Origin of the sequence: Achromobacter aloeverae (assembly GCF_004121055.1) — a bacterium.
GTDB lineage: Bacteria > Pseudomonadota > Gammaproteobacteria > Burkholderiales > Burkholderiaceae_B > Bordetella_C > Bordetella_C aloeverae.
Map to the genome: position 1 here is coordinate 114,429 of NZ_PYAL01000003.1, position 16,564 is coordinate 130,992.

22 protein-coding genes are annotated in these 16,564 nt (G+C 66.2%); 2 read left to right on the forward strand and 20 right to left on the reverse strand.

The window, feature by feature from the left end; all coding sequences use genetic code 11:
- Window position 1: 1 nt before the first annotated feature.
- The gene (locus tag C7R54_RS11555; protein WP_129150596.1) at window positions 2–1,390 is read right to left on the reverse strand and encodes a cytochrome b; all 1,389 of its coding nucleotides are present in this window, start codon (window positions 1,388–1,390) and stop codon (window positions 2–4) included.
- Between the two features lie 78 nt (window positions 1,391–1,468).
- Complete coding sequence (gene petA, locus C7R54_RS11560) at window positions 1,469–2,113, reverse strand: ubiquinol-cytochrome c reductase iron-sulfur subunit (protein WP_129150597.1); 645 nt, start codon at window positions 2,111–2,113, stop codon at window positions 1,469–1,471.
- A gap of 157 nt (window positions 2,114–2,270) precedes the next feature.
- On the opposite strand from petA, the gene mscL reads away from it, so the two are divergent.
- Window positions 2,271–2,756, forward strand: a complete 486-nt coding sequence (mscL, locus tag C7R54_RS11565; protein ID WP_129150598.1) for a large conductance mechanosensitive channel protein MscL — start codon at window positions 2,271–2,273, stop codon at window positions 2,754–2,756.
- A gap of 86 nt (window positions 2,757–2,842) precedes the next feature.
- Here mscL and C7R54_RS11570 read toward each other — a convergent pair whose 3' ends face one another.
- Window positions 2,843–3,619 carry a Nif3-like dinuclear metal center hexameric protein gene (locus C7R54_RS11570; RefSeq protein ID WP_129150599.1) on the reverse strand — a complete coding sequence of 259 codons (777 nt, stop codon included), beginning with the start codon at window positions 3,617–3,619 and terminating at the stop codon, window positions 2,843–2,845.
- A gap of 19 nt (window positions 3,620–3,638) precedes the next feature.
- Between C7R54_RS11570 and C7R54_RS11575 the strand changes: the two genes are divergently transcribed.
- Window positions 3,639–4,802, forward strand: a complete 1,164-nt coding sequence (locus C7R54_RS11575; RefSeq protein ID WP_129150600.1) for a S1C family serine protease — start codon at window positions 3,639–3,641, stop codon at window positions 4,800–4,802.
- Here C7R54_RS11575 and C7R54_RS11580 read toward each other — a convergent pair.
- The 17 genes from C7R54_RS11580 to C7R54_RS11660 form a co-directional block, all read right to left on the reverse strand.
- Window positions 4,768–5,265: a helix-turn-helix domain-containing protein gene (locus C7R54_RS11580; protein WP_129150601.1), complete on the reverse strand. Its 498-nt coding sequence runs from the start codon at window positions 5,263–5,265 to the stop codon at window positions 4,768–4,770. The two genes, C7R54_RS11575 and C7R54_RS11580, sit on opposite strands and share 35 nt — an antisense overlap.
- Before the next feature lie 133 nt (window positions 5,266–5,398).
- Window positions 5,399–6,142, reverse strand: coding sequence for a twin-arginine translocase subunit TatC (tatC, locus tag C7R54_RS11585; protein ID WP_377814717.1), 744 nt, complete (start codon window positions 6,140–6,142; stop codon window positions 5,399–5,401).
- A 44-nt stretch (window positions 6,143–6,186) separates the two neighbouring features.
- Window positions 6,187–6,912: a Sec-independent protein translocase protein TatB gene (gene tatB / locus C7R54_RS29485; protein WP_129150603.1), complete on the reverse strand. Its 726-nt coding sequence runs from the start codon at window positions 6,910–6,912 to the stop codon at window positions 6,187–6,189.
- Between the two features lie 75 nt (window positions 6,913–6,987).
- Complete coding sequence (gene tatA / locus C7R54_RS11595) at window positions 6,988–7,218, reverse strand: Sec-independent protein translocase subunit TatA (RefSeq protein ID WP_129150604.1); 231 nt, start codon at window positions 7,216–7,218, stop codon at window positions 6,988–6,990.
- A 16-nt stretch (window positions 7,219–7,234) separates the two neighbouring features.
- Window positions 7,235–7,603, reverse strand: a complete 369-nt coding sequence (locus C7R54_RS11600) for a histidine triad nucleotide-binding protein (RefSeq protein WP_129150605.1) — start codon at window positions 7,601–7,603, stop codon at window positions 7,235–7,237.
- A 37-nt stretch (window positions 7,604–7,640) separates the two neighbouring features.
- On the reverse strand, window positions 7,641–7,985 hold the full coding sequence (locus C7R54_RS11605; protein WP_129150606.1) for a phosphoribosyl-ATP diphosphatase: 345 nt from the start codon (window positions 7,983–7,985) through the stop codon (window positions 7,641–7,643).
- Window positions 7,982–8,386: a phosphoribosyl-AMP cyclohydrolase gene (gene hisI / locus C7R54_RS11610; protein WP_129151030.1), complete on the reverse strand. Its 405-nt coding sequence runs from the start codon at window positions 8,384–8,386 to the stop codon at window positions 7,982–7,984. The genes C7R54_RS11605 and hisI overlap by 4 nt, the downstream gene beginning before the upstream one ends.
- On the reverse strand, window positions 8,386–9,204 hold the full coding sequence (gene hisF, locus C7R54_RS11615; RefSeq protein WP_129150607.1) for an imidazole glycerol phosphate synthase subunit HisF: 819 nt from the start codon (window positions 9,202–9,204) through the stop codon (window positions 8,386–8,388). Before hisF ends, hisI begins: the two co-directional genes overlap by 1 nt.
- Window positions 9,201–9,944 carry a 1-(5-phosphoribosyl)-5-[(5-phosphoribosylamino)methylideneamino]imidazole-4-carboxamide isomerase gene (gene hisA, locus C7R54_RS11620; protein WP_129150608.1) on the reverse strand — a complete coding sequence of 248 codons (744 nt, stop codon included), beginning with the start codon at window positions 9,942–9,944 and terminating at the stop codon, window positions 9,201–9,203. Before hisA ends, hisF begins: the two co-directional genes overlap by 4 nt.
- A gap of 90 nt (window positions 9,945–10,034) precedes the next feature.
- On the reverse strand, window positions 10,035–10,706 hold the full coding sequence (gene hisH / locus C7R54_RS11625) for an imidazole glycerol phosphate synthase subunit HisH (RefSeq protein WP_129150609.1): 672 nt from the start codon (window positions 10,704–10,706) through the stop codon (window positions 10,035–10,037).
- Between the two features lie 22 nt (window positions 10,707–10,728).
- Complete coding sequence (gene hisB, locus C7R54_RS11630; RefSeq protein ID WP_129150610.1) at window positions 10,729–11,316, reverse strand: imidazoleglycerol-phosphate dehydratase HisB; 588 nt, start codon at window positions 11,314–11,316, stop codon at window positions 10,729–10,731.
- A 45-nt stretch (window positions 11,317–11,361) separates the two neighbouring features.
- Window positions 11,362–12,489 carry a histidinol-phosphate transaminase gene (hisC, locus tag C7R54_RS11635; RefSeq protein ID WP_129150611.1) on the reverse strand — a complete coding sequence of 376 codons (1,128 nt, stop codon included), beginning with the start codon at window positions 12,487–12,489 and terminating at the stop codon, window positions 11,362–11,364.
- On the reverse strand, window positions 12,486–13,790 hold the full coding sequence (gene hisD, locus C7R54_RS11640; protein WP_129150612.1) for a histidinol dehydrogenase: 1,305 nt from the start codon (window positions 13,788–13,790) through the stop codon (window positions 12,486–12,488). Before hisD ends, hisC begins: the two co-directional genes overlap by 4 nt.
- Window positions 13,791–13,847: 57 nt before the next feature.
- Window positions 13,848–14,540 (reverse strand): ATP phosphoribosyltransferase, encoded by a 693-nt coding sequence (gene hisG, locus C7R54_RS11645; protein ID WP_129150613.1) that lies wholly within the window; start codon window positions 14,538–14,540, stop codon window positions 13,848–13,850.
- 69 nt (window positions 14,541–14,609) lie between these two features.
- Window positions 14,610–14,852: a BolA family protein gene (locus tag C7R54_RS11650; RefSeq protein ID WP_094851005.1), complete on the reverse strand. Its 243-nt coding sequence runs from the start codon at window positions 14,850–14,852 to the stop codon at window positions 14,610–14,612.
- A 5-nt stretch (window positions 14,853–14,857) separates the two neighbouring features.
- Window positions 14,858–15,670: an ABC transporter permease gene (locus tag C7R54_RS11655; protein WP_129150614.1), complete on the reverse strand. Its 813-nt coding sequence runs from the start codon at window positions 15,668–15,670 to the stop codon at window positions 14,858–14,860.
- On the reverse strand, window positions 15,667–16,491 hold the full coding sequence (locus C7R54_RS11660) for an ABC transporter ATP-binding protein (RefSeq protein WP_192903643.1): 825 nt from the start codon (window positions 16,489–16,491) through the stop codon (window positions 15,667–15,669). The genes C7R54_RS11655 and C7R54_RS11660 overlap by 4 nt, the downstream gene beginning before the upstream one ends.
- Window positions 16,492–16,564 lie beyond the last annotated feature (73 nt).

The window sequence follows — 16,564 nt, forward strand, 5'->3', positions numbered from 1 at the left end:
CTTAGTGGGCATGAAAGACGACGCGGTCGGGCACGGGCTTGAAAGTGCCCAGGCGGCTCCAGACCGGCATCAACAGGAAAAATGCCAGGTAATAGAGCGTCCCGATCTGCGATGTCAGGTTCAGCGCCGGCGAAGGCGGCTGGGTGCCGACGTAGCCGAGGACCACGAAATTGATCATGAAAATCGCGTAGAGCACCTTGTGCCAGCCCGGCCGGTAGCGGATCGACTTGACCGGCGAATGGTCCAGCCAGGGCAGGAAGAACAGGATGACCACGGTGCCGCCCATCGCCACCACGCCCCAGAACTTGGCGTCCAGGGCGCGCAGCAGCACGGCGATGACCAGCAGGATGATCGGCACCACCAGGCGCCACAGCCCCTTGAGATTGCCCTTGATGAACAGGGCCAGGGCGCCGAGCACCGCGGCGCCGGACAAGACCCAGGTGAAGTCGTCGGTGGTGGCGCGCAACATCGAATAGAAGGGCGTGAAATACCACACCGGGGCGATGTGCGGCGGCGTTTTCAGCGAGTCCGCGGGGATGAAGTTGTTGTACTCGAGGAAGTAGCCGCCCATCTCCGGGCCGAAGAACACGATGGCGGCGAAGACGATCAGGAAGCCCGCCACGCCGACGATGTCATGCACCGTGTAGTACGGATGGAAAGGCACGCCGTCCAGCGGTCGTCCGTAGCGGTCCTTCGGGCCTTGCTTGATTTCCACCCCATCCGGGTTGTTGGACCCGACTTCGTGCAGCGCTACCAGGTGCGCCGCGACCAGGCCCACCAGCACCAGCGGAATGGCGATGACGTGGAATGCGAAGAAGCGGTTGAGCGTGGCGTCGGACACGACATAGTCGCCGCGGATGAAGATGGCCAGGTCCGGTCCGATGAAGGGAATGGCGGAAAACAGGTTCACGATCACCTGTGCGCCCCAGTAGGACATCTGGCCCCACGGCAGCAGGTAGCCGAAGAAGGCCTCGCCCATCAGGCACAGGAAAATCGCCACGCCGAAGATCCAGACCAGTTCGCGCGGCTTGCGGTACGAGCCGTAGAACAGGCCGCGCAGCATGTGCAGGTAGACCACCACGAAGAACATCGACGCGCCGGTCGAGTGCATGTAGCGGATCAGCCAGCCGCCGGGGACTTCCCGCATGATGTATTCGACGGACTGGAACGCGCGCTCCGCGTCCGGCTTGTAGTGCATCACCAGGAAGATGCCGGTGGTGATCTGGATCACCAGCACCAGCAGCGCCAGGGAGCCGAAGAAATACCAGAAATTGAAATTCTTCGGTGCGTAGTACTCGGAAAGATGTGCCTTCCAGGTCGAGGTCGCCGGAAAGCGCCTGTCCACCCAACCCAGCAAACCTGTAGTCTCGACGTGTTTCTCGCCAGCCATGAAGCAGCTCCTTTGCTATACGTGGCGTATCTGATTCTTTTGCGCGCAGGTCCGCCCCCGCGGCGTGGGGCGGGGATCCTAGGCCTTGTTGTCTTCGTCGACGCCGATGATGATGCGGGCGTCGCTCAAATACTGATACGGAGGAACTTCGAGGTTGTCCGGCGCGGGCTTGTTCTTGAAGACGCGGCCGGCGAGGTCGAAGGTGGAGCCGTGGCAGGGGCAGAGGAATCCGCCCTCCCAGTTGGCGGGCATGCCGCTGGAACCACCCTTTTCGAAGTGGGCGGTCGGCGAACAGCCCAGATGCGTGCAGATGCCGACGCAGACGAACAGCTCGGGCTTGCGCGAGCGGTACTCGTTCTCGGCATACTTGGGCGTGAAGCCCGGACGCTTGGACTCCGGATCGGCGACCAGGGGGTCGTTGGCCTTGAGGCCGTCGAGCTGCTCTTTCGAGCGATGAATGATCCAGACTGGCTTCCCGCGCCATTCGACCGTGATCATCTGGCCGACGGGAATGTCGCCTACGTTGACTTCAACGGGCGCGCCGGCCGCGCGGGCCTTGGCGGAGGGGGCAAATGTACTTACAAAGGGCACGGCGGTTGCGACGCCCGCAACGCCACCCAGAGCACAGGCTGTTGTTACCCAAAAACGTCTTGATGGGTCCGGCGGCAAGTTGGTGGGTACTGCGCCTTCGTCATCTCCATGCACCATCGTGTTCTGACTCATCTTCCATCCTTGTTATGCGACCGCGGCCCGTTGGGCAACGGTGTGTAGCATCCCCCCTTAGAAGGGGTGTGGATATTTGGCTGGCCATTTGTAACAATGTAGCAACCGCGTATTATAGCCTCAGCCCAATCAAGGGCGTACCCGCACAGGAGCAGATATGAGCAAAGCGACTGGATTTCTCAAGGACTTCCGCAACTTCGCCGTCAAGGGCAATGCCGTCGACCTGGCCGTCGGTGTCATCATAGGCGCCGCTTTCGGCAAGATCGTTGACTCCCTGGTGAAAGACATCGTGATGCCGGTGGTCAATTTCATCCTGGGCGGATCGGTGGACTTCTCCAACAAGTTCATCGTCCTGCACATGCCCGAAGGCTACAACGGTCCGATGACGTATGCCGAAATCCTGAAGGCCGGCGGCAATGTCTTCGCATGGGGCAACTTCGTCACCATCCTGATCAACTTCATCCTGCTGGCTTTCATCATCTTCCTGATGGTCAAGGCCATTGCCCGCGCGCGTTCCACCCTGGATGCCGCGCCGGCCGGTGCGACGCTGGACCAGAAGCTGCTGACGGAAATCCGCGACCTGCTCCAGTCGCAGCAAGCACAGCAAACGCAGCAGCAGCCGCCGCGCGCGCCGGGCGCGTGACGGGACGGTATCGGAACGTGCGCGGCATGGCGGCGCCATGCCGCGCACAGCCCTTGCGGGATGGGCCGGACCTGCTCCGGGCGCGCCTACACGGGATTGTCGATATCGACGAAGTCCACGCGGATGCCGAATTCGCGGGCCACGGCCTCGCCCACCGCCTGCACGCCATAGCGCTCGGTGGCATGGTGGCCGGCGCTGATGAAGGTGGTGCCCGTCTCCCGCGCCGTGTGCACGCAGGATTCCGAGATCTCCCCGGTGATGTAGACCTGCGCGCCGGCATCCAGGGCTTCCGTGTACATGCCCTGCGCGCCGCCGGTGCACCAGGCGACGCGACCCACCGGCTGCTCCGGATCGCCGATCACTTGCGGCGCGCGCTGCAAGCGGTCCGCGATGCGGGCCGACAGTTCTCCGACCGTAGCGATACCCGGTGCGCCGCCCAGCCAGACCAGGTTGTCGCGTCCGCAGGTGCGCGGCACGCCATTGGCGTCCACCTCCGGCGCCAGGCCCAGCACACGCGCCAACTGCGCGTTGTTGCCCAGCCGCGGATGCGCGTCCAGCGGCAGGTGGTAGGCGAAAAGGTTCAGGTCGTGCGCCAGCGTCAACGCCAGCCGTGTGCGGCGCGGGCCGCGCACGCGCGCATCCTCGTTGCGCCAGAACCAGCCGTGGTGTACCAGCAACGCATCGGCGCCGCGTTCGATCGCGACGCGCAGCAAGGCTTCGGTCGCTGTGACTCCAGCGATAATATGGCCCACCGATGCCTTGCCTTCCACTTGCAACCCGTTGGGGGCGTAGTCCTTGAAACGCGCCGGTTGCAGCGTCTGGTCCAGCCAAGCCGCCAGTTCGTGGGTGTCAATTCTCTTCATAGCCTTGCCTTGTAGGATCATGCGTCGACTCTGGCTGATATTCGCCCAGGCCGTCACGGTCAGTCTTGCCATTCTATTCGTGGTCTCGGTCTTGCGACCCGACTGGGTGAGCCTGGGCGGCCGTGGCGCGCCCGCGACGCTGGCGACGGAGCCACCGGCCATGGCGCCCGCGCCGGCACGGCCCGTGACCCTGCCGTCCTTTGCCGGAGCCGTGGCGCGGGCGGCGCCCGCGGTGGTCAATGTGTATACGGCCAAGCATGTCGACGTGCCGCTGATTCCCCTGCCCAGCGATCCGGTCCTGCGCGATCTGCTGGGGCAATTGCCCGGCGCCGCGCGGCGGCATGAATCGACCAGCCTGGGGTCGGGCGTCATCGTGCGCGCCGGCTACGTGCTGACGAACTACCACGTGGTGGAAGCCGCCGATGCCATCGAGGTGGCGCTGGCCGATGGCCGCGAAACCGCCGCGCAGGTAGTGGGCGCGGATCCCGAAACCGACCTGGCGGTGCTCAAGCTGCCCGCGCAGTTCGGCGAAACGCCGGTGGCCACGCTGGGGTCGGACGGAGGGCTGAAGGTCGGCGATATCGTGCTGGCCATCGGCAATCCCTTTGGCGTGGGGCAGACGACCACGCAGGGCATCGTGTCGGCGCTGGGGCGCAACCGCCTGGGCTTGAATACCTACGAGAATTTCATCCAGACGGACGCCGCCATCAATCCCGGCAACTCCGGAGGCGCCCTGATCGATGCCGCGGGCAACGTGGTGGGCATCAATACCGCGATCTACTCGCAGTCGGGCGGTTCGCTGGGGATAGGCTTTGCCGTTCCCATCGATACGGCGCGCTCGGTCATGGACGAGATCATCCGCACCGGCCAGGTCAAGCGCGGCTGGCTGGGCGTGGAGCCGCAGGACCTGACGCCGGAGCTGGCGCGCGCCTTCCGGCTGGCCAGCAACAGCGGCGTGATCATCGCGGGCGTGATGCGCGACGGGCCGGCGGGACGCGGGGGCCTGCGGGTGGGCGATATCGTGCGCAGCATCGACGGTAATGAAGTGCAGAACACGACGTCCATGCTGGCCATGATCGCCTTGCTGCCGCCTGGCCAGGAAGTGATCGTGACCGTGTTGCGCAATGGCCGCATGGTGAACCTGAAGGTCAAGATAGGCGTGCGGCCCCAGCGGTCGAGGTAGACGGCAGGCGCCCTTGGGCGACCAGTCGCACCACCGCGATGATCTTGCGCCGTTCCGCGGCGGTCAAGGTGGCCATCAGGCGCTTCATTTCCGCGACGTCGTCCTCGCCATGCGATATCGGCCGCGGCGTCCACGGTTGCCGGCGTCCCTGGGGTTTCCCCAGCTGGTCTCCGCGTTGTTCCCCGTGTGGTTCCCCCTCCTGCCCCTGCGGCCCTTCCGATGCCTGGGCGCGGGCCAGCCCCCGCAGCCGCGCCGCCGGTCCATCGCCATGCAGCCATTCCGGATTCACGGACAGCGCGCGCGCCAGCCGGGCCACGGTAGCAATGGACGGCAGGTAGCCGGGCCGGTTGGCCAATATCCGATGGATGGAGGTTTGTGGCACACCGGACAAGCGCGCCAAATGCCGCTGGCTGCGTATGCCGCGCCAACGCATCAATGAGGAAAGGCGGTCAGCGATGTTCATGCGCCTACTGTACGGACGCGCACCGCAGCCTACAAGTGTGAAACGGTCTGGTTTTTGCGTCCGCGTTCGGACGCGGGGGTAGGAATCGTCCGAAGCTTCAGCCGGGTCTTCAGTCGGGCCTTCGGTTGGACCTTCAGTCCTTCTCCACCAGCGCGTTCTCGCGGTCCGTCATGGCATTCTTGTTGGGCTGCACCATGCGCGCGCAGATCAGGCCCAGCTCGAACAGCAGGCATAGCGGCACCGCCAGCAGGAACTGGCTGACGACGTCGGGCGGCGTCACCACGGCGGCGATGACGAACGCACCCACCACGACATAGCCGCGCGCGCTGCTCAGCTTCTTGACGTCGACGACGCCGAAACGCACCAGCAGCACCACGATCACCGGGACTTCGAAGGTGATGCCGAAGGCCAGGAACATGGTCATCACGAAGCCCAGGTAGGCTTCGATGTCCGGCGCCGTCGTGATCGAGTTCGGCGCGATGTGGGCGATGAAGTGGAAGATAGTGTGGAAGACGACGAAGTAGCAGAAAGCCATGCCGGCGAGGAACAGCACCGTGGTCGAGACGATCAGCGGCAGCGCCAGGCGCTTTTCGTGCTTGTACAGGCCGGGGGCGACGAAGGCCCAGGCCTGCCAGAGCACCACGGGCAGGGCGATGACGAAAGCCGCCATCATCGTGACCTTCAGCGGCACCATGAAGGGCGTGATCACGCCGATGGCGATCATGTGCGTGCCTTCCGGCAGCGATGCCAGCATCGGGCGCGCCAGCAGGTCGTAGATCTTCGCGGTGCCCGGGTACAGGAAGAGCGCGACGAAGACGACCAGCACCGCGAGCACCGCGCGTATCAGGCGCGCGCGCAGCTCGATCAGGTGGGACATGAAGCTGTCTTCCTGCCCTTCTTCTTCGTGGGGGACTTCCTGGCTCACGTGGGCGTACCGGTAGGCGGTTGAGTGGGCGTCGCCGGCTTCGCCGGCGCGGGGATGGAGGGCGCCGGGACGCCATGCAGCACCGCCTCGGCGTTGGCTTCGGGGTTGGCGCCGGGAGTGACCTCGGACCTGGCCGGCGGGGGCGTGCCAGCGGGCGTCGCCGCGTCCGTGGTGGCCGGGGCAGTGGCCGGCGCTGCCGCGGGTTCGGTGGTAGATGCGGCGGTAGATGCAGTGGTAGATGCGGCGGCGGGCGAGGCAGTCGATGCAGCGGCCGGGTTCGCAGGGGCCGCCGGGTCGACGCTACCGGTCGTATCGACACTACCGGGGGCCGTATCGGCGGGACCGGCCGCGTCCGCCTTATGGACCAGCAGCCCGTCTTCGTCCACCACGGGCGTCGACAGAGACAGCGCACCGCTGGCGGCCTTGGCGGCGTCGTCCAGCTCCTGGCGCAGCGCCTGGGCCGGCTCGCGCAGCGACTCCGTGGTGTCGCGCCCGGATGTCTGCACGGCCTGCGCCGCGTTCTCCATCTCGCTCTTGAACTTGCGCAGCTCGTCGAGTTCGATCTCGCGACGGATGTCGCTCTTGACGTCGTTGACGTAGCGCTGCGCGCGACCCAGCAGATGGCCGACCGTGCGGGCGACCTTGGGCAGGCGTTCGGGGCCGATGACGATCAGCGCGATGACGCCGATCACCACCAGCTCCCCCATACTCATATCAAACATGCGACGGCCGTAGAGGGAAAAGGCGCCCGCCGGCGGCCGCATGGCGGCCAGCCGCGCAGGGCGCGGGCTGCGGGATCAGGAGTGGGTTTTTTCCTTGGCCTGGACGTCGATGGTATCGCCGCCGACACGCTGCTGCACCGGAGGCTCGGCGTCGGCGCGGTCGCCGCTGGCGTCCTTCATGCCTTCCTTGAAGCCCTTGACGGCCCCGCCCAGGTCGCCGCCGATGTTGCGCAGCTTCTTAGTGCCAAAAATCATCGCCACGACGACGAGGACGATCAACCAATGCCAAATGCTGAGACTGCCCATGACGGTTCTCCGTAATTCAAGCGTTCGGGGCTGCGCGGCCCGCCCAGGGCCGCGAACCGCCAATTATGTGGAAATGCAGATGCGGGACTTCCTGCCCGCCCTCGGCGCCGGAATTGACGACGATGCGGAACCCGCCTTGTGGGCCAGGATTGCAGCCGTTCTCGGCCGCCAATCGGGGTGCCATTGCCATCATTCTACCCAACCAGCCGGCGTCCTCGGGCGTGACATCCTGCATGGACGCGATGTGGCGGCGTGGGATGAGCAGCAGATGCACCGGCGCGGCGGGATTGATGTCATGGAAGGCGACGAAGTCGTCGTCCTCGTAGACCTTCTTGGCCGGGATTTCGCCACGGCCGATCTTGCAGAAGATACAGTTTTCGCTCATGTGCCCTCGATACGGTATGGCGGCCCCGGAACGTCCGTCAGGACGCCGGCCGGCTGGCCTTTTCGACCAGGCCGGACAGGCCTTCGCGGCGGCCCAGTTCGGCCAGCACGTCTTCGGGCCGCAGATTGTAATGAGTCAACGCGACAAGGCAATGAAACCACAGGTCGGCGGTTTCGCTGACGATGCGTTCCGGCACCCCGTCCTTGGCCGCCATGACCAGTTCGGTGGCTTCCTCGCCGATTTTCTTGAGGAAGGCGTCCGGGCCCCGCGAGAGCAGCTTGGCCACGTAGGACGAGGCCGGGTCGCCGCCGTTCCGCGGGCGGCGGCTCTCCAGGGTGTCGGCGATGCGCGCCAGCACGTCGGCGCTTGCGGGGGCGTTCATTTGTAAATCAGCTCCGGGTCCTTCAGGACGGGATCCACGGTGGTCCAGGTGGCGTCCGCGCCCTGGCCGTCCAGGCGGCGGAAAAAGCAGCTGGCACGGCCGGTGTGGCAGGCGATGCCGCCCTGCTGCTCTACCTTGAGCAGCACGACGTCGCCGTCGCAGTCCAGGCGCAGTTCCCGGACCAGCTGGGCGTGGCCGGACTCCTCGCCCTTGCGCCACAGGCGCTTGCGCGAGCGCGACCAATAAACCGCGCGGCCGGTGGCGGCGGTTTCGGCCAGGGATTCGCGATTCATCCAGGCCACCATCAGGATCTGGCCGTTGGCGGCATCCTGGGCAATGGCGGGTATCAGGCCGTTATCGTCGAATTCGACGTCGGCCAGCCAGGCGGGAGAGTTATCCATCATGCGTCCAATCGTACCGCAATGCCTTGATCGGCCATGAAACGTTTGCATTCGCCCACGGTGTGCTCGCCGTAGTGGAAAATGCTGGCGGCCAGCACGGCGCTGGCGCGGCCGGTGGTGACGCCGTCGGCCAGGTGCTGCAACGTCCCCACGCCGCCCGAGGCGATCACCGGGACGGGCACGGCGTCGGACACGGCGCGGGTCAGCGCCAGGTCGAAGCCGGACTTGGTGCCGTCGCGGTCCATGCTGGTCAGCAGGATTTCCCCGGCGCCGTATTGCGCCATGCGGCGGGCCCACTGCACGGCATCGATGCCGGTGGCCTTGCGGCCGCCGTGGGTAAAGACTTCCCAGCGGTCTTCCTCGCCGGGTGCCGAGACGCGGCGCGCGTCGATGGCCACCACGATGCATTGCGACCCGTGGTAGTCCGACGCCGCGCGCACCAGTTCCGGATTGGCCACGGCCGCGCTGTTGATGCTGATCTTGTCGGCGCCGGCGTTGAGCAGGCGCTGGATGTCCGAGACCTGGCGCACGCCGCCGCCCACGGTCAGCGGGATGAAGACCTGCGAGGCCACCTGCTCGATGATGGGCAGGATGAGGTCGCGGCCGTCGCTGGTCGCGGTGATGTCCAGGAAGGTGAGCTCGTCGGCGCCCTGCTCGTCATAACGACGGGCGATTTCGACGGGATCGCCCGCGTCGATCAGGTTGACGAAGTTCACGCCCTTGACCACGCGCCCGGCGGTCACGTCCAGGCAGGGAATGATGCGTCGCGTCAAGGCGTTGTCGCCGGTGAGCGAGGCGCTGCTTGCGTTGGCTGTCATTGCTTGCCCAGTTCGTCGGCGCGCGTCTGGGCGGCCTGGAAGTCGAGCGCGCCTTCGTAGATGCTGCGGCCCAGGATGGCGCCTTCGACGCCCTCTTCTTCCACGGCGCACAGGGCTTCGATGTCCTGGATGCCGGCGATGCCGCCCGACGCGTAGATGGGGATGCGCACATGCTGCGCCAGGCGCACCGTGGCATCCACGTTCACGCCGGACAGCATGCCGTCGCGGCCGATGTCGGTGTAGATGATGGCTTCGCAGCCGTAGTCCTCGAACTTGCTGGCCAGGTCCAGGACGTCGTGGCGCGTCAGCTTGCTCCAGCCGTCGGTCGCGACCTTGCCGTCGCGCGCGTCCAGGCCGACGATGATGCTGCCCGGGAAGGCGCCGCATGCATCGTGCAGGAAGCCAGGGTTCTTGACCGCGGCGGTGCCGATGATGACGTAGGAAATCCCGTTGTCGAGATAGCGCTCGATGGTGTCGAGGTCGCGGATGCCGCCCCCGATCTGCACCGGGATTTCATCGCCGACCGCATCGACGATGGCCTTGATGACGGCCTCGTTGCGCGGTTTGCCGGCGACCGCGCCGTTCAGGTCGACCAGATGCAGGCGCCGCGCGCCCTGGTCCAGCCAATGCGTGGCCATGGCGGCGGGGTCTTCGGAGAACACCGTTGCATCGTCCAGGTCGCCCTGGCGCAGGCGGACGCAGCGCCCGTCTTTAAGGTCGATGGCGGGGATCAGCAGCATGATAGATAGCGCGTAAGAATTTTCGTTGGTCGGAACAGAATGGGCCTGGTCGGTCAGGCAATGGCGCCGCCGGTGAGGGCGTTCAGGCAATCAAGGGCGCCAGTCTACAAAATTGCGATACATCCGCAATCCATATTCGGCGCTCTTTTCGGGGTGGAACTGCACCGCGAAAATGTTAGCCGTGGCCACCGCGCAGGTAAAGGAACCGCCGTAATCGCTTTCCCCAACGATAATCGAGGGGTCGGCGGGGACGGCGTAATAACTATGCACGAAATAGAAGTGCGCATGGTCCGGAATCCCTGCCCAGATGGGATGAGATCGCGACTGCCGGACTTGGTTCCAGCCCATGTGGGGCACTTTCAGCAATTCCTGCTGCGGCAGCGCCGGATGTTCTTCGTAGGCGCCGACGGGCGCCGCGTACTGCGGGCCGCTGAAACGGTGGACCACGCCGGGGAAAATGCCCAGGCAGATGGTCGGGCCTTCCTCGCTGGTGTCGAACAGCATTTGCTCGCCCACGCAAACGGCCAGCAGCGGCTTGTTGCGCGCCGCGCGCATGACGGCTTCGCGCAGGCCCGATTCGTTGAGCGTGCGCATGCAGTCGGCCATGGCGCCCTGGCCAGGGAACACGACGCGATCGGCCGCGTCGATGTCGGCGGCCTGGTTGCAGATACGGATGTCGGCGTCCGGCGCGGCGTGCGCGAGGGCGCGCGCCACGGAGTGGAAGTTGCCCATGCCGTAGTCGACGATAGCGATGGAAGTCACGAAGGTATGCCCGATAGCCAGGTTACAGAACGCCCTTGGTGGACGGCACCACGCCCTGGCTGCGCGGGTCGCGCTCGATCGCCATGCGCAGCGCGCGGCCACAGGCCTTGAAAATCGTCTCGCACTGGTGATGCGCGTTCTTGCCGCGCAGGTTGTCCACATGCAGGCTGATCAACGCATGGTTGACCAGTCCCTGGAAGAACTCCCGCGTGAGGTCGACGTCGAACTTGCCGATGCGGGCCCGCGTGAACGGGACGTGGAATTCCAGGCCGGGACGGCCGGAGAAGTCCACCACCACGCGCGACAGGGCTTCATCCAGCGGCACGTAGGCATGGCCGTAGCGCATGATGCCCTTCTTGTCGCCGATGGCGGCCGCGATGGCCTGGCCCAGCGTAATGCCGACGTCTTCCACCGTATGGTGGTCGTCGATATGGAGGTCGCCTTCGGCCTTGATTTCCAGGTCGATCAGCCCATGGCGGGCGATCTGGTCCAGCATGTGATCGAGGAAAGGCACGCCCGTGTCGATACTCTGCTGGCCGGTGCCATCCAGGTTGAGCACCACGCGGATACGCGTTTCATTGGTGTTGCGGGTGATTTCAGCGGTACGCATGGAGTACTCGTAAAGAACGTTCGTCGTATTGGCGGGCGGGACGGGTCACGCGGCGGAGGCGCCTGGCGTGGCCTGACCCAGGATTTCCCGCAAGGCCGCCAGCAGCGCCGCGTTTTCCGCGGGGGCGCCGATGGAGATGCGCAGGCAATTCTTGAGCAGGGGATCGCCGTCACCGAATGCACGTACCCATATTTTGCGCGATTTCAGCGCCTGATGCACGGCATCCGCCCCTAACTCCCCCGAAAACCGTACCAACAGGAAGTTGGCGGAGGACGGATGGACCGTCGTGCCCGGCAGGTCGGCCAGGGCCCGGGCCAGCGGTTCGCGGTCGGCGCGCAGCCTCGCCGCCTGCTCATCCAGCACGTCCTTGTGGCGCAGCACCGCCAACATGACGGCCTGTGTCAGCACGTCCACGTTGTAGGGCGGGCGCACTTTGTCGAACTCGCCTATCCAGGCGGGCGGGCCGGCCAGGTAGCCGAAGCGCAGGCCGGCCAGGCCCAGCTTGGACACGGTGCGCATCACGACCGCATTGGGCAGCTCGGCCGCGCGCGGCATCCAGGTGTGGTCGGCGAACGGCTGGTAGGCCTCGTCGATGACCACCAGCCCGGGTGCCGCGTCGAGTATGGCCTGCACGTCCGCGGCCGGCCACAGGCCGCCCGTGGGATTGTTGGGCAGGGCCAGGAAAATGACCTTGGGTCGATGCGCAGCGATGGCCGCCAGCATGGCGGGCAGGTCCAGCTCCAGGTCGGCGGTCAGGGGAACGCCCACGGGGCGTGCATGGTTGTAGCGTGCCGCCATCTCGAAGATGACGAAGGACGGCGCCGGCGCCAGGACCACGTCGCCCGGCTCGCAGCAGGTTTGCACGATCAGGTGTATCAGCTCGTCGGACCCATTGCCGAACAGCAGCGCGGCGTCCGCCGGGATGCCGAAAGCCTGCCGCACCGCCTGGTGCAGCGCCGCGCCGTCGCCGGGGTAGCGGCTCAGCGCCGTGGCCCGCACGGCCGCGGCGATGTCATCGCGCACCGCGTCCGGCAGGTCGTAGGGGTTCTCCATGGCGTCGAGCTTGATGCCGCCTTCGGCATGGCCGACGGGATAGGCGGCCAGGGCCTGAATGTCGCGGCGCACGGTGGCCGCGGCCGAAGCCCGGGAGGGGCCGCGCGGGTCGTTGTTCATGGCTTGTCGAGCCGGTATTCGGCGCTGCCGGCGTGCGCTTGCAGCCCTTCGCCATACGCCAGTTCGGCGGCGATGCGGCCCAGCGTCTGGGCGCCCTGCCGCGAAACCTGGATCAGGCTGGAACGCTTCTGGAAGTCATAGACGCCCAACGGCGACGAAAAGCGCGCGGTGCGCGACGTCGGCAGTACGTGGTTGGGGCCGGCGCAATAGTCGCCCAGCGATTCCGAGCTGTAGCGGCCCATGAAGATGGCGCCGGCGTGGCGGATGCGGTCGGCCCATTTTTCCGGGTCCGCCGTGGAGATTTCCAGGTGCTCCGGCGCGATGTCGTTGGCGATGGCGCAGGCTTCGTCCAGGTCGCGCACCAGGATGAGGGCGCCCCGGTTGGCCAGGCTGGTGCGCAGGATGTCGGCGCGCGGCATGGTCGGCAGCAGGCGGTCGATGGCGGCGGCCACCTGGTCCAGGTAGACGGCGTCCGGGCATAGCAGGATGGCCTGGGCCAGCTCGTCGTGCTCGGCCTGCGAGAACAGGTCCATGGCGATCCAGTCCGCCGGCGTCTGGCCGTCGCAGATGATGAGGATTTCGCTGGGGCCGGCGATCATGTCGATGCCCACCGTGCCGTAGACGCGGCGCTTGGCGGCGGCCACGTAGGCGTTGCCGGGGCCGACGATCTTGTCGACCGCCGGAATGACCGCCGTGCCATAGGCCAGCGCGCCCACGGCCTGGGCACCGCCGATGGCGTAGGCGCGGTCGACGCCGGCGATGGCGGCCGCGGCGAGCACCATGGGGTTGCGCACGCCGTCCGGCGTCGGCGTGACCATGATCAGTTCGGGCACGCCGGCGACCTTGGCGGGAATCGCGTTCATCAGCACCGACGACGGATACGCCGCCTTGCCGCCCGGTACATAGAGGCCCACCCGGTCCAGCGGGGTGATCTTCTGGCCCAGCACGGTGCCGTCGGCTTCGGTATAGGTCCAGGTCTCGCCACGCTGGCGCTCATGGTAGGCACGCACGCGGCCCGCGGCGGCTTCCAGGGCCTGGCGCTGGGCGGCCGGCAGGGACGCCAGGGCGGCATGCCAGCTGTCCTTGGGAATCTCCAGGGCGGCCATGCTGTCAGCCTGCACACGGTCGAAGCGGCGGGTGTATTCCAGCACGGCATCGTCGCCGCGCGTCCGCACGGCATGGAGGATGTCGGCGGCGGCGCGGTCGATCGATTCGTCCTGCGTAGCCTCGAAGGCCAGCAGGTTGCGCAAGGCGGTGGCGAAGCCCGGGTCGCGGGCGTCAAGGCGGTTGATCAGTGCCATGGTTCTATCCCATGCCAGGACCGGCCGGCAGGCGCGCTCCTGGCTTAAAAGAAATCATCATGCCATACGCGGCGCGCTGGCCCGCTGGAAGGCATCGAGCAGCGGCTGCAGGCGGTCGCCGCGCGTCTTCAACGCGGCCTGGTTGACCACGAGGCGCGAGGAAATATGCATGATGTCCTCGACCGCGACCAGGTTGTTGGCGCGCAGGGTGCCGCCCGAGGACACCAGGTCGACAATGGCGTCGGCCAGGCCCACCAGGGGCGCCAGCTCCATGGATCCGTACAGCTTGATCAGGTCCACGTGCATGCCCTTGGCGGCGAAGTGCTCGCGCGCCGCCGTCACGTACTTGGTGGCCACCCGCAGGCGCGCGCCCTGGTGGACGGCCTTCTGGTAGTCGAAGCCGGTGGGCACGGCCACGCACAGGCGGCACTTGGCGATGTTCAGGTCGATGGGCTGGTACAGGCCGCCGGGGTGCTCGGCGGAATGCTCGATCAGCACGTCCTTGCCGGCGATGCCCAGGTCGGCGGCGCCGTATTGCACATAGGTCGGCACATCCGACGCGCGCACGATGATCAGGCGCAGGCCGGGATCGCTGGTCGGGATGATCAGCTTGCGGGAATTCTCGGGATTCTCCGTGACCTCGATGCCGGCCTCGGCCAGCAGCGGCAGGGTTTCCTCGAAAATGCGGCCCTTGGAAAGGGCGAGCGTCAGCGGCGCGTCCAGGCGGCCGTTCTGGGTGGTGGAGCTCATGCGGTTTCCTTGCCGTATCGGGTCTTTATCGGGGGCGTCGCGCAAGGCGCAAGGCGCACGGCGCGCGCATCAGCGCCCTGCCTCGTATTCCGCCGGGGTCAGGGTGCGCATGGAAAGGGCGTGGATTTCCGCCTTCATGCGATCGCCCAGGGCGGCGTACACCAACTGATGGCGGGCGATGGGGCGCTTGCCCTCGAAGGCCGCGCTGACGATGACGGCGTCGAAATGCGATCCGTCGCCTTGCACGTCGATATGCTCACAGGACAGGCCGTCGAGTATGTATTGTCGGACTTGTTCGGGAGTGGGAAGCATGATCTTCAATTCCGGAGTTTGTAGCCGCTGGCCAGCAGGCGTATCGCATAGCCGGCCAGCGCCAGGAACACGATGCCCACCACCGCCAGGCTGCGCCAGGGCGACACGTCGGAAACCGAGAAGAAGCCGTAGCGGAAACCGTCGATGGTGTAGAAGAGCGGGTTCCAGTGCGAAACGCCCTGCCAGAAGGCCGGTAGCGTATGGATGGAGTAGAACACGCCGGACAGGAAGGTTGCCGGCATGATGAGGAAGTTCTGGAAGGCCGCCAACTGGTCGAATTTCTCCGAATACAGGCCGGCCACCAGGCCCAGGCTGCCCATGATGCCGCATGCGAGGACGGCGAAGGCCAGCACCCAGAGCGGATGCTGCGGATGCAGCGGGATGAAGAACAGCGCCACCGCCCAGACACACAGGCCCACCGCGATGCCGCGCACGATGGCGGCGAGCACGTAGGCCAGGAACAGGTCCCGGTACGACAGCGGCGGCAGCAGGATGAAGACCAGGTTGCCGGTGATGCGGCTCTGGATCAGGGACGACGAGGGATTGGCGAAGGCATTCTGCAGCATGCTCATCATCATCAGGCCCGGGATCAGGAACGACGTGTACGGCACCGTGCCGTACACCTGCACCTTGTCCTGCAGGACCTGCGCGAAGACCACCAGGTACAGCAAGGCGGTGATGACGGGCGCGGCGATGGTCTGGAAGCTGACCTTCCAGAAGCGCATCAGCTCCTTGCGCAGCAGCGTGGGGAAGCCGGAGCCGGCGTTCAGGTCGGGGGCCACCAGGGGCAGCGCGCGCGGTTCGATGGGCGGGGTCACGACACCACCTCCGTCAGGCGGCTGTCTTCATCCCGCTTGTCCGCGTATTGCCCGTCCTCGCCGTGCATGATGCGCACGAAGGCATCTTCCAGGTCGACGCCGCCGACACGGGCCAGCAAGGCCTGCGTGGTGTCCAGGGCGACGATGCGGCCGCCCTTGAGCATGGCGATGCGGTTGCACAGCGTTTCCGCTTCTTCCAGGTAATGCGTCGTCAACATGATGGTGTGGCCGGCCTTGTTCAGGCGCACGATGAACTCCCACAGCGTGCGACGCAAGTCGACGTCCACGCCGGCGGTGGGTTCGTCCAGCACGATGACCGGCGGGCGATGCACCAGCGCCTGGGCCACCAGCACACGCCGTTTCATGCCGCCCGAAAGCGCGCGCATATTGTTGTCGGCCTTGTCGGCCAGGCCCAGGTTGAAGAGGATTTCGTCGATCCAGTCGTCGTTGCGGCGCAGGCCGAAGTAGCCCGACTGGATGCGCAGGGTTTCGCGCACCGTGAAGAAGGGATCGTAGACCAGTTCCTGGGGCACGACGCCGAGCGAGCGGCGGGCGACACGGTAGTCGCTGACCACGTCGTGGCCACAGACGCTGGCGCGGCCGCTGGTGGCGCGCGCGAGGCCCGCCAGGATGGAAATCAGGGTGGTCTTGCCCGCGCCATTGGGGCCAAGCAGGCCAAAGAATTCACCATGCTCGATGGTCAGGCTGACATCGCGCAGGGCCTGGAAACCTGGTTTGGACGGCTTGCCCAGCCATTTTTTCCACCCGGGGCTGCGCGGGGCGTAGATTTTCGAGACGTTTTCGAGACAAACGGCGGACATGGGACGACCAGGGGGCCCGTAAAAGAGCGAATCCCGCATTATACGGTCGCCGCCATCCCGATACCCCGACGGT